Raw genomic sequence first — 15,778 nt, 5'->3', positions numbered from 1 at the left:
CCCCACCTCGAAAGCCCATCGTGAACGCACGCCCCGCCTTCTCCCCTCTGCTCCACCGTGCTCGCACGGTGGCCGCGGCCATCCTGGCCGCGCTCGTGATCGCGCTGCCCGCCGCACCGGCGTCGGCCGCTGACGCCGCGGATTCCGCGGACGACGTCAACTGGACCGTCCGCACGGACTCCAACGACTTCGGATCGGACCGCACCAGCTACAGCTACGCGATCGACCCGGGCAGCACGCTCACCGACGGCATTGTCGTCGCCAACCGCGGCCAGGAGCCCATCGACCTCGAGGTGTACGCCGCCGACGGCTTCACCTCGGACGACGGCGCCCTCTCGCTCGTGCTCGCCGACGACGAGTCCACGGGCGTCGGCGCGTGGATCACGCCGGCTCAAGAGACCGTGACCGTCGCTCCCGGCGCGACCGCCGGCATCCCCTTCACCGTCGCGATCCCCGACAATGCGACGCCCGGCGACTATGCCGGTGGTCTGGTGACGTCGCTCACCGTCCCCGACGCGGCCACCGGTGTGAACGTCGACCGGCGCCTCGGCATCCGCGTCGACCTGCGCGTGGGCGGCGAACTCGCGCCCGCGCTCGCCGTCGAAGACATGTCGGTCTCGTGGGACGGCGGCCTCAACCCGTTCGCCGGCGGCGACGCCACCGTCACCTACACGCTGCACAACACCGGCAACGCGACCGTCTCGGCGGACCCCGCCTCGACGGTGCGCGGCGTGTTCGGCCTGCTCGCGATGGACGCCCCCGCTGCCGACGCGATCCCCGAGCTGCTGCCGGGCGAGAGCCGCACCGTGACGGTCGTCGTGCCGGACGTTCCGCCGCTGTTCGCGCTGATCGGGACGACCGCGGTCACCCCGTTGGTGACGGATGCCGCCGGCTCGCGCTCCCCGATCGCCGAGGTCACCGCGACCGGCGTCGCCCCCGCCGTGCCCTGGATGCTGCTGATCATCCTCGTGCTCGTCGCCGCCGCGGTCGTGCTGTTCCTGCGCCGTCGCGCGCGGCGCAAGGTCGCCGTGCAGCAGGCCGAGGATGCCCGCGTCGACGAGGCCGTCGCGAAGGCCCTGGAGGCAGAGCGCGCGAAGACCCCGGTCGGCGCTGCGGACTGATCCCACCCACGACAAGCGCCTCGCCCTTCACCGAGTGTGAGGGGCGGGGCGCTTTCGTGTGCGTTCGGCGCGCCGGTCCGCGTTTCGTCTGCGCGCGCCAGAGCGGGATCCGCTCAACGACCGAGGGACGCTCGCCGGCGCTACACGGGCGTGCGCTCGGAGGAAGCCTCGGGCTCCGCCACCTCGGTGTCAGCGGTCACCGCGCCGAGGGGTGCGGCATCCGCTCCACGGCGGTCGGAAGGGATGCGGGTGACGGACCAGAGCGCGGCCACCACCGCGACGAGCACGAGATAGAACACGATCGGGAACCGGGCGATGCCGTCGAACACGGGCTGCAGCACGGTGTCGCCGTCGACGCTGATCGCGATGATCCACGCCGACGCGGCGACGATCGCGAGAGCGGCGATGACGGTGCGGAACGCCGGGTAGGCGCGGGCGTGCGACAGCCAGATCAGCAGCGGCAGCACGAGCACGGCGGCGATCAGCTGCGCCAGCTCGACGCCGATGTTGAAGCCGAGGATGGCGACGAGCTTCTCGCCGAAGCCGAGGTTGAGGTCGAGGATCGTGGTGGCGAAGGCGGTGCCGTGCACGAGTCCGAACACGCCGGCGATGAACAGCTCGCCCCGCGGCATGAGCGGCTTGATGGCATGCACCGCCGCCACGACGATCGAGATCGCCACGAGGATCTCGACCGGCTTGGTGGGGAACGAGATGACGCCGAGCGACACCAGCGCCAGCGTGATCAGGTGCCCGACGGTGAAGGAGGTGATGATGAGCGCCGCCCGCAGCACGGCGCGCTTGGTGGGGATCGGCTGCGTCCAGCGGAACCCGCGCCGCGAGCGGACGGCCAGCGACGGCGCGACGATCAGCAGCGTCGTGAGGAACAGCAGGTGGTCGGTGCCCTCGGCGATGTGCAGCATCCCGAGCCACACGACCGAGAAGAAGCCGTGCAGCGGCGTCTGCTGCGCGCGGTCGAGCGTGATCTCGGTGACGCCGCCGCCCAGCACGCCGACGACCTCGGGGTCGCCTTCGGCGACCTGGCCGTTGTTCCAGTCGCTCACGAGTGCGACGTACACCTGGTGCGACGGCACGACGTCGAGGATGAAGTCGTAGTCCAGCGTGATGGCGCCCTCGATCGGCCGGTCGCCGTCGGTGAAGCGCAGCGTCGTGCGGATCGAGTCCTCACCGTTGACGCGGATGAACTCGGGGTCGACCGTGACTGTCGGCGTGAGCTTCGAGACGTCGTCGCGCACCGTCACGCGGTTGAGGATGAACGACTCGACGTTGTCGGCGACCGCGTCGAGCTCCGCCTGATCGGTCTCCAGCTCGTACCCGGTGGCGGCGACGAACCCGGTCTTCTGGATCTGCATCTCGATGTCGACGGCGTCGGACTGCACCGTGACGAACACCCCTGTCGTGCCGGCGGGGTGTGCCGACGCGCTGGAGGCGTTCAGCAGCACGAGCAGCGCCGCGAACACCACCGCGACGGCGAGGACGAGAGGACGGGAGAGGCGGGGGATGGCAGAGAGCACCCCGAGACGTTAGTGGCCCCGGGGTAACAGCAGGAGAACCGAAGGTGACGAACGCGGACGCGGCGCTCAGCGTGGCCGGCCCGCGTGCCGCAGCCGCTCGGCCTGGCGCAGCAGATGCTGCTGCTCGAGGGCGCTGGTCGCGCGGCGGGCGGCTTCCGCGTAGCCGGCGGCCGCGGTATCCACATCGCCGGCCCGCTCCTGCAGGTACGCGAGTGCGGCGTGGTAGCGCGGCACATCCTCGCCCACCGCGTCGAGTGCCGCGATCCCGGCAAGCGGCCCATCGGCCTCGCCGACCGCGATCGCACGGTTCAGCCGGATCACGGGAGAATCGCCGAACCCCAGGAGTTCGTCGTACCACTCCACGATCTGCACCCAGTCGGTCTCGTCGGCGGTCGGCGCGTCGGCGTGCAGCGCGGCGATCGCCGCCTGCGCCTGGTACTGCCCGAGCCGGTCCTGCGCGAGCGCGGCCTGCAGGATGCCGACGCCCTCGGAGATCGCCGAAACGTCCCACACCGTGCGGTCCTGCTCGGCGAGCGGCACGAGCTGCCCGCCGACCACCCGCGCGGGCCGGCGTGCGTGGTGCAGCAGCATCAGCGCGAGCAGCCCCGCGACCTCGGGCTCGTCGGTGAGCGCGAAGAGCTGCCGCGTGACCCTGATGGCCTCAGCGGCGATGTCGATCTCGCCCGAGTAGCCCTCGTTGAAGACGAGGTACAGCACGCGCATGACGCGCGACAGATCACCGGGCTGGTCGAGGGGGATGCCGGCCAGCCGCTGCTTCGCACGACTGATGCGCTGCGCCATCGTCGCCTCGGGCACGAGGAAGGCGTCGGCGATCTGCCGGGTGGTCAGGCCGGCGACCGCGCGCAGCGTGAGCGCGGTCGCCGACCCGGCGGTGAGGACGGGATGCGTGCACAGGAAGTAGAGCCCGAGCGTGTCGTCGTGGTCGGGCACCGATCCGGGTTCGGGCTCCAGGGCGAGGCGCTCCTCACGCGCCGCACGCGCCGACTCGCTGCGCACCTGATCCAGGAACGCCCGCCACGCGACGGTGACGAGCCATGCCCGGACGTCGCGCACCTCCTCGGCCGGCGGCCGCTCGACCGCGCGCAGCAGCGCGGTCTGCACGGCGTCCTCGGCCGACGCGAAGTCCGCGCCGCGCCGGACGAGGATGCCGACGACCTCGGGGATCGCGCGGCGCAGCGCCGTGGCATCCACCGTCGTCACTGGACGTCGGCGGGTGGCGCGCTCATGACCTCTCGCACTTCCAGCCACTCGCCGAGCGGCTTGCCGCCGGCCCACGGCGCGGCAGACAGCTCCGAGGCGAGTTCGAGCGCGCGATCGTACGAGTCGACGTCGATCAGCATCCAGCCCGCGATGAGGTCCTTCGTCTCGGCGAACGGGCCGTCGACGACCGGCGGGCGTCCCTCGCCGTCGAAGCGCACCCACGCTCCGCCCATGGACAGCCCCTCGGACGAGACCAGCTCGCCCGAGTCGAGCAGCCGCCGCTCCATGTCCTGCATGTACTGGACGTGGGCGGTCCACTCGTCCTTGGTGAGCTGGTCCATCGGGACCTCGTTCACCGACGGACGCCCGCCGCGGTAGTGCTTGAGCATCAGATACTTGGCCATGACAGCCTCCTGTTCCGTGCGGCCCATTCTGGCCGCTTCGGATAGGAGACGGAGCCGACCGGGCGATCTCTACATCGGTGGCGAGAAAAGTGGGAAAAGATCCGGGATGCCGCGACCGCGGCATCCCGGATGTGAAGCCCTACTCCTGGTCGTCAGGGAGCAGCGTGCCGGCGGCGTGCGCATAGAAGAGGCGCGCGGCGCTTTCGGGGTCGCCGCCGTCGAGCGCCTCGACCAGGCTCTTGTGCCAGTCCGCGGCGACATGCCAGTCGCCCGGGTAGTCGGGGTCGGCGAGCACGTGGAAGGAGCGCAGGCTCGGCTCGATGATGTCCCACATGCGCGGGAGGTAGACGTTGCCGCTGGCTTCGACGACAGAGCGGTGGAACGCGAAGTCGAGCTCGCGGAAGGCGCCGAGATCCTTCTCGTCGGCGGCCTCGTGCATCTGCGCGATGAGCGCTTCGAGTGCGGAGCGCTTCGAGGCCGACAGCGTGCCGCACGTCAGGCGGCCGACGATCGACTCCAGCTCGGCGCGCGCCTGGCGGGCCTGCGCGACCTCTTCGTCGGTGTAGCTGGTGACGAAGCTGCCCTGGTGGCGGACGTGCGTGACCAGACCCTCGTGCACCAGCTGTTTGAGCGCGTCGCGCACCGGCGCCTGGCTGACCTGCAGACGGCGGGCCAGCTGCGACTCGACCAGCTGCTCGCCCGGCTCGAGCGAGCCGTCCTTGATCATCGTCTTGACGAGCTCGTAGATCTGGTCCGACAGCAGACCGCGCTTGAGCTCGGTGACGGACTCGAGGGCATCGGTCATGCGGAACCCACCTTCTCGGCGTCCGCGGTCGCCGCGTAGGCGGCGAGCCACGCGCCGGCGATGATCTCGGATCCCCGCGGCGTCGGGTGCACCCCGTCCGGCACGACCGCTGCGGCGCCGTGCTCGGCCGCCGCGGCGGTGACGGTGTCGTGCAGCTCGACCAGCGTCGCGCCGAAGCGCTCGGCCAGGCGCCGCACGGCGTCGCGCTTGGGGTTCAGATCGTCGAGCCACGCCACCTGGTCGTCGCGCACCGGCACGAAGAACGGCTCGATCAGGTAGATGCGCTCGACTCCGGCGGCTCGGGATGCCTCCAGCAGGCCGGCGACCGTCGCCTCGAAGTCCTCGGCCGAGGTCGGGTCGTCGTTGTCGAAGCGGCGCCACATGTCGTTCACGCCGATGTAGACGGTGAGGACGTCGGGACCGGCGCCGAGGATGTCGTCCCAACGAGTTTCGAGGTCGACGGCGCGATTGCCCGAGATCCCCTTGTTGACCACGGTCTCGTCGCGGTCCGCGACCGCCTGTGCGATCAGGCTGACGTACCCGTCCCCCAGCGAGGCCGCGTCGTCGCGGTCGCGTCCGGAGTCGGTGATCGAGTCGCCGGCGAAGACGAGAGTGGTCGTGCGAGGCATCCGTTCGGTCCCATCGTCAGGTCGTGTTCCGTCAGCATAATCGATAATCGCTTGCGCGGCCCCCGGAGACCCCGCAGCACTGCGGCTGCCGCGAACATATCGTCTTGCGCGGGTCCGATGCGACATTCGGCCGACGCCGGGCGGCGGACGGCCGGCTACGCGCCGATGATGCGGCGCATGACCTCGAGCGTGATCTCTTCCCGCTCGCCATCGGCCCGCTCGTGGACGACGAACGGGACGCCGAGGGTCTCGAGGTACGTGACGGTCTTCTCCAGACGGGGAACGACGTTGATGTGTTCGTTGTCGAACAGCTCGGCCGTGTAGATCGGCTCGCCGGCCAGGATCGCCTTGCGCAGCTCGACGGTCGAGCGCCCGGTGATGCGGTACAGCGCCTTCAGCACCTCACTGCCGAAGTCGGGAGTCCCGACGAGTGTGAGCGAGAGGGCGTTCTCGGCGGTCGGGTGCGGCATCCGTGGGTCCCCTCGTCAGAGCGTGCGCGCTCCACACTAATCGCGGGCCTGCCGGAGGGGCAGAATCAGAGCCATGACCGATGGCGCCCATGACCCCGACGATCTCGCCGCACTGCGTGAGGCATCCGACGTCCTCGGCATCGACGGGCTGCTGAGCGCGGGCGAACGCGACACCCGCGACCGGGTGCGGGCGTTCGTCGACGCCGAGATCCGCCCGCACGTCGCGGAGTGGTTCGACCGCGGCGTCTTCCCCGCCGAGCTCGCCCCCGCTCTGGGCCGTCTGGGCGTGCTCGGCATGACCCTGGACGGATATGGATGCCGTCACGCCAGTGCCGTCCAGTACGGCCTGGCCGCGCTGGAGCTCGAAGCCGGCGACTCGGGCATCCGCACCTTCGTGTCGGTGCAGGGGTCGCTCGCGATGGGCTCGATCCACCGCTGGGGGTCGGACGCGCAGAAAGAGGAGTGGCTGCCGCGCATGGCCGCCGGCGAGGTCATCGGCAGCTTCGCGCTCACCGAGCCGGGCGCGGGCTCCGACCCCGGGAGCATGACGACCTACGCACGGCGCGACGGATCGGACTGGATCATCGAGGGCGCCAAGCGCTGGATCGGCCTCGCGTCGATCGCGCAGGTGGCGGTGGTGTGGGCGCAGACCGACGAGGGCGTGCGCGGCTTCCTCGTGCCGACCGACGCTCCCGGCCTCGACATCGCGGTGCTGGAGCCGAAGGGCTCGATGCGGGCGTCGGTGCAGACGCAGCTGACGTTCGATCGGGTGCGGGTGCCGGCATCCACTCTTCTTCCGGGCGCGCGAGGACTGCGAGGGCCGTTCTCGGCCCTGAACGAGGCGCGCTACGGCATCGTGTGGGGTGCGCTCGGTGCGGCGCGCGACAGCTACGAGGCCGCCCTGCGCCACGCGCTGAGGCGCGAGCAGTTCGGGCGGAAGATCGCCGGGTTCCAGCTGACGCAGCGCAAGCTCGTCGACATGGTCGTCGAGCTGCAGAAGAGCGGGCTGCTCGCGCTGCAGATCGGGCGCGCGAAGGATGCCGGCACCCTGACTCCGGCGATGGTCTCGCTCGGCAAGCTGAACAACGTGCGCGAGGCCATCGCGATCGCACGTGAGGCCCGCACGATCCTCGGCGGCGAGGGCGTGCTGCTGGAGAACCCTCCCATCCGTCACGCGGCGAATCTGGAGTCCGTGCGCACCTACGAGGGCACGGACGAGGTGCACACCCTGATCCTCGGCCAGCACCTGACCGGTCTGAGCGCCTTCCGCTGACCGCTCTGGTCAGTGCGTCAGCTCGGCGAGGACGGCTTCGCGCGTCCAGGCCGTGTATCGCTCGGGTGTCCACCCCGACTGGGCCACCAGCTGCTGATACCCCTCCGGTGAGAGCAGGAACGACAGGGCCGCGGCCGTCACGTGCGGGTCGGTGATGTCGGCGGCGCGACCGCGGCGGATGAGCTCGTCCACGAGTCGTCGGTAGTCGGCGGCGCGCCTGGCGAGGATCTGCTGCAGCGCGTCGTCCACGATGGGATCGGATGCGGCCGCCCCGAGCACGACCGTCCACAGGGCGTACCCGCGGGCGTTGGCGATCGCGATCTGGCCGATGACGGCGTCCAGGAACGCATCGTCGGGGAGAGCCATCACGCCCTCGCCGACCTCGGTCTCGGTGAGCGAATCGGCCGCCTCGGTGCCGGAGAAGACGACTTCGAACGCCGCGAGCAGCAGCTCGGCTTTGGACCCGGCGGCCTTCACCGTCTCGGTCGACACTCCGGCCTCGCGCGCGATCGCAGCGAGCGTCGTCGCCTGGTAGCCGGCGGTCGCGAACAGGCGAGCGGATGCCTCCACGATGCGTCGTCGGGTCTGCTTGGCCTGCTGCGCGCGCAATTCAGAGCGGTAGGTCCGCGTGCTGTCCGCAGAGGTCTCGGCGTTCGATGTATCAGCAGCCATTGACTTACCTCTCAGGGTGATGAATACTCCCACAGTACATCCGATCCGAAGGAAGTCCCTCCATGTCCAGCTACCTCATCACGTGCACGCCGGCGCACGGCCACGTCATGCCTCTGCTGCAGATCGCCCGTCACCTCGTCGCCGGCGGGGACGACGTGCGCTTCCTGACCGGTGCGCGCTATGCCGACCGTGTGCGTGCGGCCGGCGCCGAGTTCCTGCCGCTGCCCGCGGAGGCCGACATCGATCTCGATGATGCGGACGCGGCCTTCCCCGAGCGCCGCGGCCTGACCGGCCCGGCCGCGATCCGATTCGACATCACGAACCTGTTCGTCCGACCGGGGGCGGCGCAGCTCGCCGCCGTCCGGCGAGAGCTCGCCGCACGTCACGTCGACGCGGTGCTCACCGAGCCGCTCTTCATCGGCGCCGCGCTGCTGTCGCGCCTGCCGCGGGAAGAGCGCCCGCCGGTCGTCGCGCTCGGGATCTTTCCGCTGGGCGCCAAGAGCCGTGACACCGCCCCGTTCGGTCTGGGGGTGACGCCCGCTCCGGGATTCTTCGGCCGCGTGCGCAACGCCGTGCTGACCGCGGTCGCCGAGCGCGGCATCTTCGCGCCGGTGCAGCGGGAAGCCGACGACCTGTGCCGACGCGCCCTCGGCATGCCGCTCGGCCGGTTCGTCCTGGACTGGACCACCGGCGCCGACGCGGTGGTGCAGTTCACCGTGCCGGGGTTCGAGTACCCGCGATCGGATCTGCCGGCGAACGTGCACTTCGCCGGGCCTCTTCCGTCGCCCGCCGCGGACGTCGTTCTGCCGGACTGGTGGGCGGACCTCGACGGGTCGAGAGTCGTCGTCCATGTGACGCAGGGCACGATCGCCAACACCGATCTCGGGCAGCTCGTGCTGCCGACGATCGCGGGGCTTGCGGCATCCGATGCCCTCGTCGTCGTCTCGACGGGCGGCCGTCCTCGCAGCGCACTGCCCGCGGACCTGCCGGCGAACGTGCGGGTCGGCGAGTACCTGCCATACGACGAGCTGCTGCCGCTCGTGGACATCATGGTGACCAACGGCGGTTACGGCGGAGTGCAGCAGGCGCTCGGTCATGGCGTCCCGCTGGTGGTCGCCGGGCAGACCGAAGACAAGGTCGAGGTCTGCGCCCGCGTCGGGTGGTCACGAGCCGGGGTCAATCTGAAGACCAACCGGCCGACGCCCGCGATCGTCGCGCGTGCCGTCGAACGCGTCCGGACGGAGCCGGCGTTCCGGGCGCGGGCCCGCGAGCTTGCGGTCGAGTTCGCTGCGTTCTCGGCCCTCGACGGGCTCGACGGCGTGCTGCGATCCGTCGTGGGCGAGGGTCTCGACGCGTCGCGGTGACGGGCGTCCGTCCACGATTCGGCGGCTGCGGCGGCATCCGGTACCATAGGAGGGTTGTCCGTGTGAGCGCGCGCCTGCGCGCCGTCCGGATGACGTGCTACACACCCTCCTGCTGCCGGGAAGTGCCCGACAGCCGTTCTAGTCCGAAGGAGGTGGGTTAGTGACGCACCAGTACGAACTCATGGTCATCCTGAACCCTGAGATCGACGAGCGCCAGGTCGGCGCCAACCTCGACAAGTTCCTGAAGGTCATCACGACCGACGGCGGCACCATCGAGAACATCGACATCTGGGGCAAGCGCCGTCTTGCATACGAGATCCAGAAGAAGACCGAGGGCATCTACGCCGTCGTCAACTTCACGGCCACCGCTGCGACCACGCAGGAGCTGGACCGTCAGCTGAACCTCGACGAGCGCATCATGCGCACCAAGGTGCTCCGCGCCGAAGAGGCGATCGCGATGATCGCCTCCGAGAAGCAGCGTGCCGACGAGCGTGCCGCTCGCAAGACCGCCAAGGCTGCGAAGGCGTAAGGCAGATGGCCGGCGAGACGATCATCACCGTCGTGGGAAACCTCACGGCTGATCCCGAGCTGCGGTACACGCAGAACGGCCTCCCCGTCGCGAACTTCACGATCGCGTCGACGCCCCGCAACTTCGACCGTCAGAGCAACGAGTGGAAGGACGGCGAAGCGCTGTTCCTCCGCGCGAGCGTGTGGCGCGAGTTCGCCGAGCACGTGGCCGGCTCGCTGACCAAGGGCATGCGGGTCATCGCGACCGGGCGCCTCAAGCAGCGCAGCTACCAGGACCGCGAAGGCAACAACCGCACCGCCATCGAGCTCGAGGTCGACGAGATCGGCCCGTCGCTGCGCTACGCGACCGCTTCGGTCACCCGCGCCGCGGGCGGCTCCGGCGGTGGCGGCGGCAACTTCGGCGGTGGCGGCGGACAGTCGCGTCCGGCACAGGTCGCCGACGAGCCGTGGTCGACGCCCGGCTCCTCGAACGGCGGCGGCGGTGGCGACGCGTGGGCTGCTCCTGGCGCCTACGGCGACGACACCCCGTTCTGATCTCAGATACAGATTCCGGGTGCCCCGTGACGAGGCATCCGATCGAAGAAACTAAGGAAACACCATGGCTGGAAAGGCAACCGGCGACCGTCGGAAGCCGCGGAAGGGCGCGAAGAACGCGGCCCCCGCGAAGGCGATCCGTGTCGGCGTCATCGACTACAAGGACGTCGCCACCCTTCGCAAGTTCATCTCGGAGCGCGGCAAGATCCGTGCCCGTCGTATCACCGGTGTCTCGGTGCAGGAGCAGCGTCTGATCGCCAAGGCGATCAAGAACGCGCGCGAAATGGCGCTCCTGCCTTACGCCGGCGCTGGCCGCTAAGGAGTACCCACATGGCAAAGCTCATTCTCACGAACGAGGTCGCCGGGCTCGGTAGCGCCGGTGACGTGGTCGAGGTCAAGAACGGGTACGCCCGCAACTACCTCATCCCCCAGGGCTTCGCGGTCGCGTGGACCCGCGGTGGCGAGAAGCAGGTGGCGTCCATCCGCGCCGCCCGCGACGCGCGCGCGATCCACGACCACGAAGAGGCTGTGGCGCTGAAGAACAACCTCGAGACCAACAAGGTCCGCCTGGCCGTCAAGGCCGGCGCCGAGGGTCGCCTGTTCGGTGCGGTCAAGACCGTCGACGTGGCCGACGCCGTCAAGGCCGCCGGTCTCGGCGAGCTCGACAAGCGCAAGATCCACATCACCTCCCCGATCAAGTCGGTGGGCGAGCACGAGGCGACCGTTCGCCTCCGCGACGACCTCACCGCCGTGATTACGCTGCAGGTGGTCGCCGCCAAGTGATTCCGACTCTCACCGGCTGGTGAGCCTGTCGAACGACCGATGCCGCAGACCTTCGGGTCTGCGGCATCCGTCGTCTCCGCCCAGGGCCGGCCGGTCAGAAGATCCAGTTGGCGCCGGCGGCCACCGGCCAGGACCAGGCGGCCGACGCCGACCGCAGCGCCTCGGGCGAGCGGACCTCGATCTGCCCCGCCTGCGCGAGCGAGGCCAGTGACACCGAGCCGAGATGCGCGGCGCCGAGTTCGCGGATGTCGAGCACGAGGTCGGGCTCCGAGTCGGATGCCGACACCTCCGCATGGCCCCATGCCTCGGCGCGGACCCGCCAGCGTCCCGCGTTGGCGGGCAGCATCGCATCCGTCACCTCGAGCACGACGTCGACGTCGCCCGCGTACGCGCGCTGCGCCAGTGCCGCGGGCAGATCGACGATGCGGATCCAGCTGTTGTCCTGGTAGTCGGGCACCGCGGGGCGGATGTCGACGAGCAGCGACACGATCGGGTCGTCGACCGGCAGGGTGCCGATCTGCACCTGCGTGGTGAGGTCGAGATCCAGCAGCACCGACCACATCCGGTGCGCGGCCGCAGCCGTGAGCGCGACCGCTTCGCGCACGTGCACGGTGCCCTCGGCGCCGGCGCGCGCCCACGAGCTGGATCGGCGGAACGTGGCGTACGCCACCGGCGTGCCGTCGCCGTCGCGCACCAGCAGCACGCGCAGCGCTTCCTTGCCGCCGCGGTGCATCGGGGCGTCGGTCTCGCGCGACGTGCGCTGCGCGGGAGTCTCGCGGGTCGCCCAGCCCGGGCGGCCGAGGCCTGCGGGCAGGCGCGCGTAGTCGCGATGGATGCCGGCCACGATCGCGCCGTGGGCCGCGGCATCCCACTCATCCAGCGTCACGTCGAGCTCCGCCGCACCCGCCACGGGACGCAGGGCCGCGCCGCGCGGGATCATGAGGCTCACCTGCGTCGAGGCCATGCCGTAGCCGAAGCGGCCGTAGATCGGGGTCTCTGCGGCCATGAGGCCCGAGATCGCCTCGCCATGGGCGAGGCAGTCGGCGAAGTGGTGCTCGATCATGCCGCGGAGGATGCCGCGCCGCCGGTGCGCCGGATGCACGCCGACCCAGGTCAGCCACCCGCACGCCACCTCGGCTCCGGGAACGGGATAGGCGCGCAGCGGGTACGCGCCGTGGAAGCCGGCGAGCAGGCTGTCTGCTTCGGTCCGGACGACCCCGTACGTGCGGTCCCAGCTGAGGGGGCTCGGCAGATCGCGCAGCGCCTCGACGGTGTCGCTCGTCGGGAACGCCCACACGTCGAGCTGCAGGACGTCGTCCAGGCGTTCGGCGGGGACCGGGATCAGGTGGTAGGGCTCGGGGAAGGGCATCACCCCACTCTGGCGAGGGTGCGCCCGTCGTGCAACGCGAGGGCGATGCCTGCTGCGCGCAGAGAGAAGTGGATGCCGCGAGCCCCCCGGGTCGCGGCATCCACTTGTTCATCTCGGATCGTGGCATCCGGTCCAGGCAGTGACGGGCACCGCGGCCGAGATGAGTCCGGAGCCCTCGACCCCGCCGGTCCAGGCAAGAACGTCGGCGGGATCGAGAGCCGTTCGGGGGCGGGAGGACCGGTGGGGGCGGTCCTCCCGCCTGCTCACGCGGAGTCGGGGCGAGGGCGTCTGGGGAACGTCGACTTGCCCCGTCGACTCACGCGGAGCGGCGCCGCGACGCGCGCGCGAACGCGCCCGCCACCAGGAGCATCAGCCCCAGCAGCAGGAACGGGAATGCGCCCGCCCCTCCTGTCGCAGCGAGCGTGGAGGCGCTGCCGGCATCCGCCACCGCGCCGGTCATGCCGATGCCGCCGTTCGAGCCGTCGTTCGAGCCGCCGTCACTGGGGTCGGTCGGGTCCGTGGGATCCGTCGGGTCGGTCGGGTCGGTCGGGTCGGTCGGGTCCGTGGGATCGGTCGGGTCCGTCGGGCCGGCCGCGTCCGTGTCGCCGAGCAGGTCGGTGAGCAGGTCATCGACGAGACCGGTGTTGTCCACGGCGTCGGTCAGGTTGTCGCCCGCGTTCTGGACGGTGTCCGAGACAGCGCCGAGGATGTCTCCGCCGCCGAGCAGCTCGTCGACGATGTTGCCGGCGTCACCGACCGCGTCGTTGACGAGGCCGTCGAGGACCTGGTCGGCGGTGTTGTCCGTGGCGTTGGTCACCGTGGTGCCGAGGTCCGAACCGAGGTCGGAGACCGTCGTTCCGAGGTCCTCGACGACACCGTCGACATCGCCGTCCAGCAGGTCGCCGACGGTGTTGTCGAGGTTGTCGACCGCGTTGCCGACGAGGCCGCCCTCGACCAGGATGCCGTCGCCGACCACGTCGTTCAGACCGGAGTCCTCACCGAGCAGGCCGTCGAGCAGGTCGCTGCCCGCTGTCGTGTCGGTGATCCCGTCGAGCAGATCGCCCACCGCATCGGTGACGGGCTCGAGTGCGCCGTCCTCGCCCAGGATCGGGTCGAGGATGCTGTCGCCGACGAGGCCGTCGACCAGTCCGTCGTCCTCGGTCAGGCCCGTGAGCAGGCCGTCCGCGTCGTCCGCCGGGGTGTTCGGCGTGGCCGTCGGACCGCCCTCCAGCGTCTGCTGCAGCGCGTCCTGCGCGAGGCCGGACGTGTCGGTGGCGTCAGCGGTGTTGTCGCCGAGGTCCTGCACCAGGTTCTGCAGGCCCGCGGCCGGGTCGTCGCCGTTCAGGATGCCGCCCACATCGGTGAGCGCATCCGCCACGATCCCGTCGATCACCTGGTCGTCGGTGTTCTGCGCGGCGGCGGTCACGGTCTGCCCGACGTCGGAGCCGAGGTCTTCGACCGTCGTGCCGAGGTTCGTGACCGCGCCCTGCAGGTCGCCTGCGGCGACGTCGTCGAGCACCGCGTCGCCGTTCTCGGCGAGGTTGCCGACGGTGCCGCCTTCGACGAGCGCGCCGTCGCCGACGACGTCGTCGAGCGCGCTGTCGTCGCCCGTCAGCGCTTCGGAGACGACGGTGCCGGCCGTGGTGCCCGTCACGCCGTCGACCACTGCGGCCACGGCGTCGGTGACCGGCGCGACGGCGCCGTCGTCGCCCAGCAGCGGGTCGACGATTCCGTCGCCCACGAGAGCGTCGACCGGACCGTTGTCGGCGACGATCGAGGTCAGCAGGTTCGGATCGGAGGGCGTCTCGGCCGCATTGGCGACCGTGGCGCCGAGCAGCGTGATGCCGCCCGCGATGAGCGTGCCCAAGAGGGCGCGCTTGTAGAAAGTACGCATGGTGTTCCCCTTTGTGTGTTGATCGGTTCGCAGCGCGCGCGAGGAGGCGTCAGCGCTGCATGGCGCGTGAGGGCGCGCCGAAGCTCTGCCGTCATGGCCGGCTCAGGTGAGCACAGGCGACGGCCGCGAGCCGATCAGTCGGGGGAGACGTCGGTGGAAGCGAGGGGCGCCGGCGGCGCGAGTTCGTCCTCGGGCCCTGCTCGACGCACCCAGGCACGGTCTGCATCGAGGGGATCGAGGGCGACGAACGCCCAGGCGCCGGGACCCGCACCGCCGGATCCCGCAGAAGAAGAGGCCGGGAGGCAGAGTCCGCTCCCGCTGCTCGTGGCTCCGCCTGCGCCGGGCGCAGCGTGGGAGGAAGAACCGATGGTCGCGGTGGCACCGGCGCCTGCCGGAGCGGCTGCGTCCCAGGTGCCACGGGCGACCGCCGCCGACGAGGACGTCGAGCCGGCGGCATCCGTCAGTCCGGCGACCGCGGTGCCGACGACAGCGGCATCCGTGGCGGGCTGATCGGAGGAGTCGGAGGAGCCGGGAAGACCGGGGAGCCCGGGAAGCGCCGGAAGGCCGATGCCGGCCGAGGGCTGGCCGATCGTCGTGCCGGTCTCGTCGACCGCGTCGACCACACCGCCCACGACGCCGCCGAGCGTGTCGTCGAGCGTCCCGCCGAGATCCGTCACGGCATCGTCGAGGCCGATCCCCGACACGATGCCGCCGACGACCGGAACCTGCGTCACGGCGTCCACGACGGGCTGCGTGATCCCGCTGACGACGCCGCCCGACACCACCTGGGTGACGGGGGCGGTGACGGCCGTGACGGTGTTCGTGACGACGGAGCCGACCGACTGCACCACCTGGCTCACCGGCTGCTGCACCGGCGCCGGAGCGACCGCGACCACCGAGTTCACGACGCCGGTGACGGCGGTGGTGGTGGTCGAGACCGTGCCGGTGACGGTGCTCGTGAGCGTCGACGCGGTCGAGTCGACTGCGGAGGTCACGGCGCCGAGGACACCCCCGAGCAGTCCGTCGTGATCACCGTCGTCTGCGTGCGCGTTGCCGAGCCCGAGGCCCAGGACGAGCGAGACGACGATCCAGGCGAACGCGGCGCCGGTCCCGATGAGGGCCACTCGCACGATCCTCGGCAGCTGCCGGATTGTGTTCTCCACGTTCACCTCCCACGAC

The 15,778-nt window shown here is 70.9% G+C and carries 17 protein-coding genes; 7 read left to right on the top strand and 10 right to left on the bottom strand.

The window, feature by feature from the left end; genetic code table 11:
* The first annotated feature begins 20 nt into the window (after nt 1-20).
* Nucleotides 21-1,121 (top strand): WxL protein peptidoglycan domain-containing protein, encoded by a 1,101-nt coding sequence (locus tag FB391_RS17145; protein WP_141896298.1) that lies wholly within the window; start codon nt 21-23, stop codon nt 1,119-1,121.
* Between the two features lie 140 nt (nt 1,122-1,261).
* Here FB391_RS17145 and FB391_RS17140 read toward each other — a convergent pair whose 3' ends face one another.
* The 6 genes from FB391_RS17140 to FB391_RS17115 form a co-directional block, all read right to left on the bottom strand.
* Nucleotides 1,262-2,653 (bottom strand): HupE/UreJ family protein, encoded by a 1,392-nt coding sequence (locus FB391_RS17140; protein WP_141896297.1) that lies wholly within the window; start codon nt 2,651-2,653, stop codon nt 1,262-1,264.
* 66 nt (nt 2,654-2,719) lie between these two features.
* The gene (locus tag FB391_RS17135; protein WP_141896296.1) at nt 2,720-3,865 is read right to left on the bottom strand and encodes an RNA polymerase sigma factor; all 1,146 of its coding nucleotides are present in this window, start codon (nt 3,863-3,865) and stop codon (nt 2,720-2,722) included.
* Nucleotides 3,866-3,870: 5 nt separating this feature from the next.
* Nucleotides 3,871-4,278 carry a YciI family protein gene (locus FB391_RS17130; RefSeq protein WP_141896295.1) on the bottom strand — a complete coding sequence of 136 codons (408 nt, stop codon included), beginning with the start codon at nt 4,276-4,278 and terminating at the stop codon, nt 3,871-3,873.
* 139 nt (nt 4,279-4,417) lie between these two features.
* A complete protein-coding gene (locus FB391_RS17125; protein WP_141896294.1) occupies nt 4,418-5,083 on the bottom strand; it encodes a GntR family transcriptional regulator in 666 nt (221 codons plus the stop codon).
* Nucleotides 5,080-5,712 (bottom strand): SGNH/GDSL hydrolase family protein, encoded by a 633-nt coding sequence (locus tag FB391_RS17120; protein ID WP_141896293.1) that lies wholly within the window; start codon nt 5,710-5,712, stop codon nt 5,080-5,082. The genes FB391_RS17125 and FB391_RS17120 overlap by 4 nt, the downstream gene beginning before the upstream one ends.
* Before the next feature lie 155 nt (nt 5,713-5,867).
* Nucleotides 5,868-6,182 carry a hypothetical protein gene (locus FB391_RS17115; protein ID WP_141896292.1) on the bottom strand — a complete coding sequence of 105 codons (315 nt, stop codon included), beginning with the start codon at nt 6,180-6,182 and terminating at the stop codon, nt 5,868-5,870.
* Nucleotides 6,183-6,255: 73 nt separating this feature from the next.
* Between FB391_RS17115 and FB391_RS17110 the strand changes: the two genes are divergently transcribed.
* Nucleotides 6,256-7,455: an acyl-CoA dehydrogenase family protein gene (locus FB391_RS17110; RefSeq protein ID WP_141896291.1), complete on the top strand. Its 1,200-nt coding sequence runs from the start codon at nt 6,256-6,258 to the stop codon at nt 7,453-7,455.
* 9 nt (nt 7,456-7,464) lie between these two features.
* On the opposite strand, the gene FB391_RS17105 is transcribed toward FB391_RS17110, so the two are convergent.
* On the bottom strand, nt 7,465-8,127 hold the full coding sequence (locus tag FB391_RS17105; RefSeq protein WP_141896290.1) for a TetR/AcrR family transcriptional regulator: 663 nt from the start codon (nt 8,125-8,127) through the stop codon (nt 7,465-7,467).
* Nucleotides 8,128-8,189: 62 nt separating this feature from the next.
* On the opposite strand from FB391_RS17105, the gene FB391_RS17100 reads away from it, so the two are divergent.
* The 5 genes from FB391_RS17100 (at nt 8,190) to rplI (ending at nt 11,336) form a co-directional block, all read left to right on the top strand.
* Entirely contained in the window at nt 8,190-9,491 is a 1,302-nt protein-coding gene (locus FB391_RS17100) for a glycosyltransferase (protein ID WP_141896289.1), read from the top strand.
* Between the two features lie 160 nt (nt 9,492-9,651).
* Nucleotides 9,652-10,020: a 30S ribosomal protein S6 gene (gene rpsF, locus FB391_RS17095; protein ID WP_141896288.1), complete on the top strand. Its 369-nt coding sequence runs from the start codon at nt 9,652-9,654 to the stop codon at nt 10,018-10,020.
* A 5-nt stretch (nt 10,021-10,025) separates the two neighbouring features.
* Nucleotides 10,026-10,553, top strand: a complete 528-nt coding sequence (locus FB391_RS17090) for a single-stranded DNA-binding protein (RefSeq protein WP_141896287.1) — start codon at nt 10,026-10,028, stop codon at nt 10,551-10,553.
* A gap of 64 nt (nt 10,554-10,617) precedes the next feature.
* On the top strand, nt 10,618-10,872 hold the full coding sequence (gene rpsR / locus FB391_RS17085; protein WP_005054609.1) for a 30S ribosomal protein S18: 255 nt from the start codon (nt 10,618-10,620) through the stop codon (nt 10,870-10,872).
* Nucleotides 10,873-10,883: 11 nt separating this feature from the next.
* Entirely contained in the window at nt 10,884-11,336 is a 453-nt protein-coding gene (gene rplI, locus FB391_RS17080) for a 50S ribosomal protein L9 (protein WP_141896286.1), read from the top strand.
* Between the two features lie 94 nt (nt 11,337-11,430).
* Here the strand turns inward: rplI and FB391_RS17075 are convergent, their stop codons facing one another.
* The 3 genes from FB391_RS17075 to FB391_RS17065 form a co-directional block, all read right to left on the bottom strand.
* The gene (locus FB391_RS17075) at nt 11,431-12,705 is read right to left on the bottom strand and encodes a GNAT family N-acetyltransferase (RefSeq protein WP_141896285.1); all 1,275 of its coding nucleotides are present in this window, start codon (nt 12,703-12,705) and stop codon (nt 11,431-11,433) included.
* A 316-nt stretch (nt 12,706-13,021) separates the two neighbouring features.
* Nucleotides 13,022-14,599, bottom strand: coding sequence for an LPXTG cell wall anchor domain-containing protein (locus FB391_RS17070; protein ID WP_141896284.1), 1,578 nt, complete (start codon nt 14,597-14,599; stop codon nt 13,022-13,024).
* A 134-nt stretch (nt 14,600-14,733) separates the two neighbouring features.
* Nucleotides 14,734-15,762, bottom strand: a complete 1,029-nt coding sequence (locus tag FB391_RS17065; RefSeq protein WP_246093590.1) for a hypothetical protein — start codon at nt 15,760-15,762, stop codon at nt 14,734-14,736.
* Nucleotides 15,763-15,778: the final 16 nt, after the last annotated feature.

This window comes from Microbacterium kyungheense, assembly GCF_006783905.1.
Classification (GTDB): domain Bacteria; phylum Actinomycetota; class Actinomycetes; order Actinomycetales; family Microbacteriaceae; genus Microbacterium; species Microbacterium kyungheense.
Note: the sequence above shows the minus strand (reverse complement) of the source record. Positions and strands in the feature narration are given on the sequence as shown.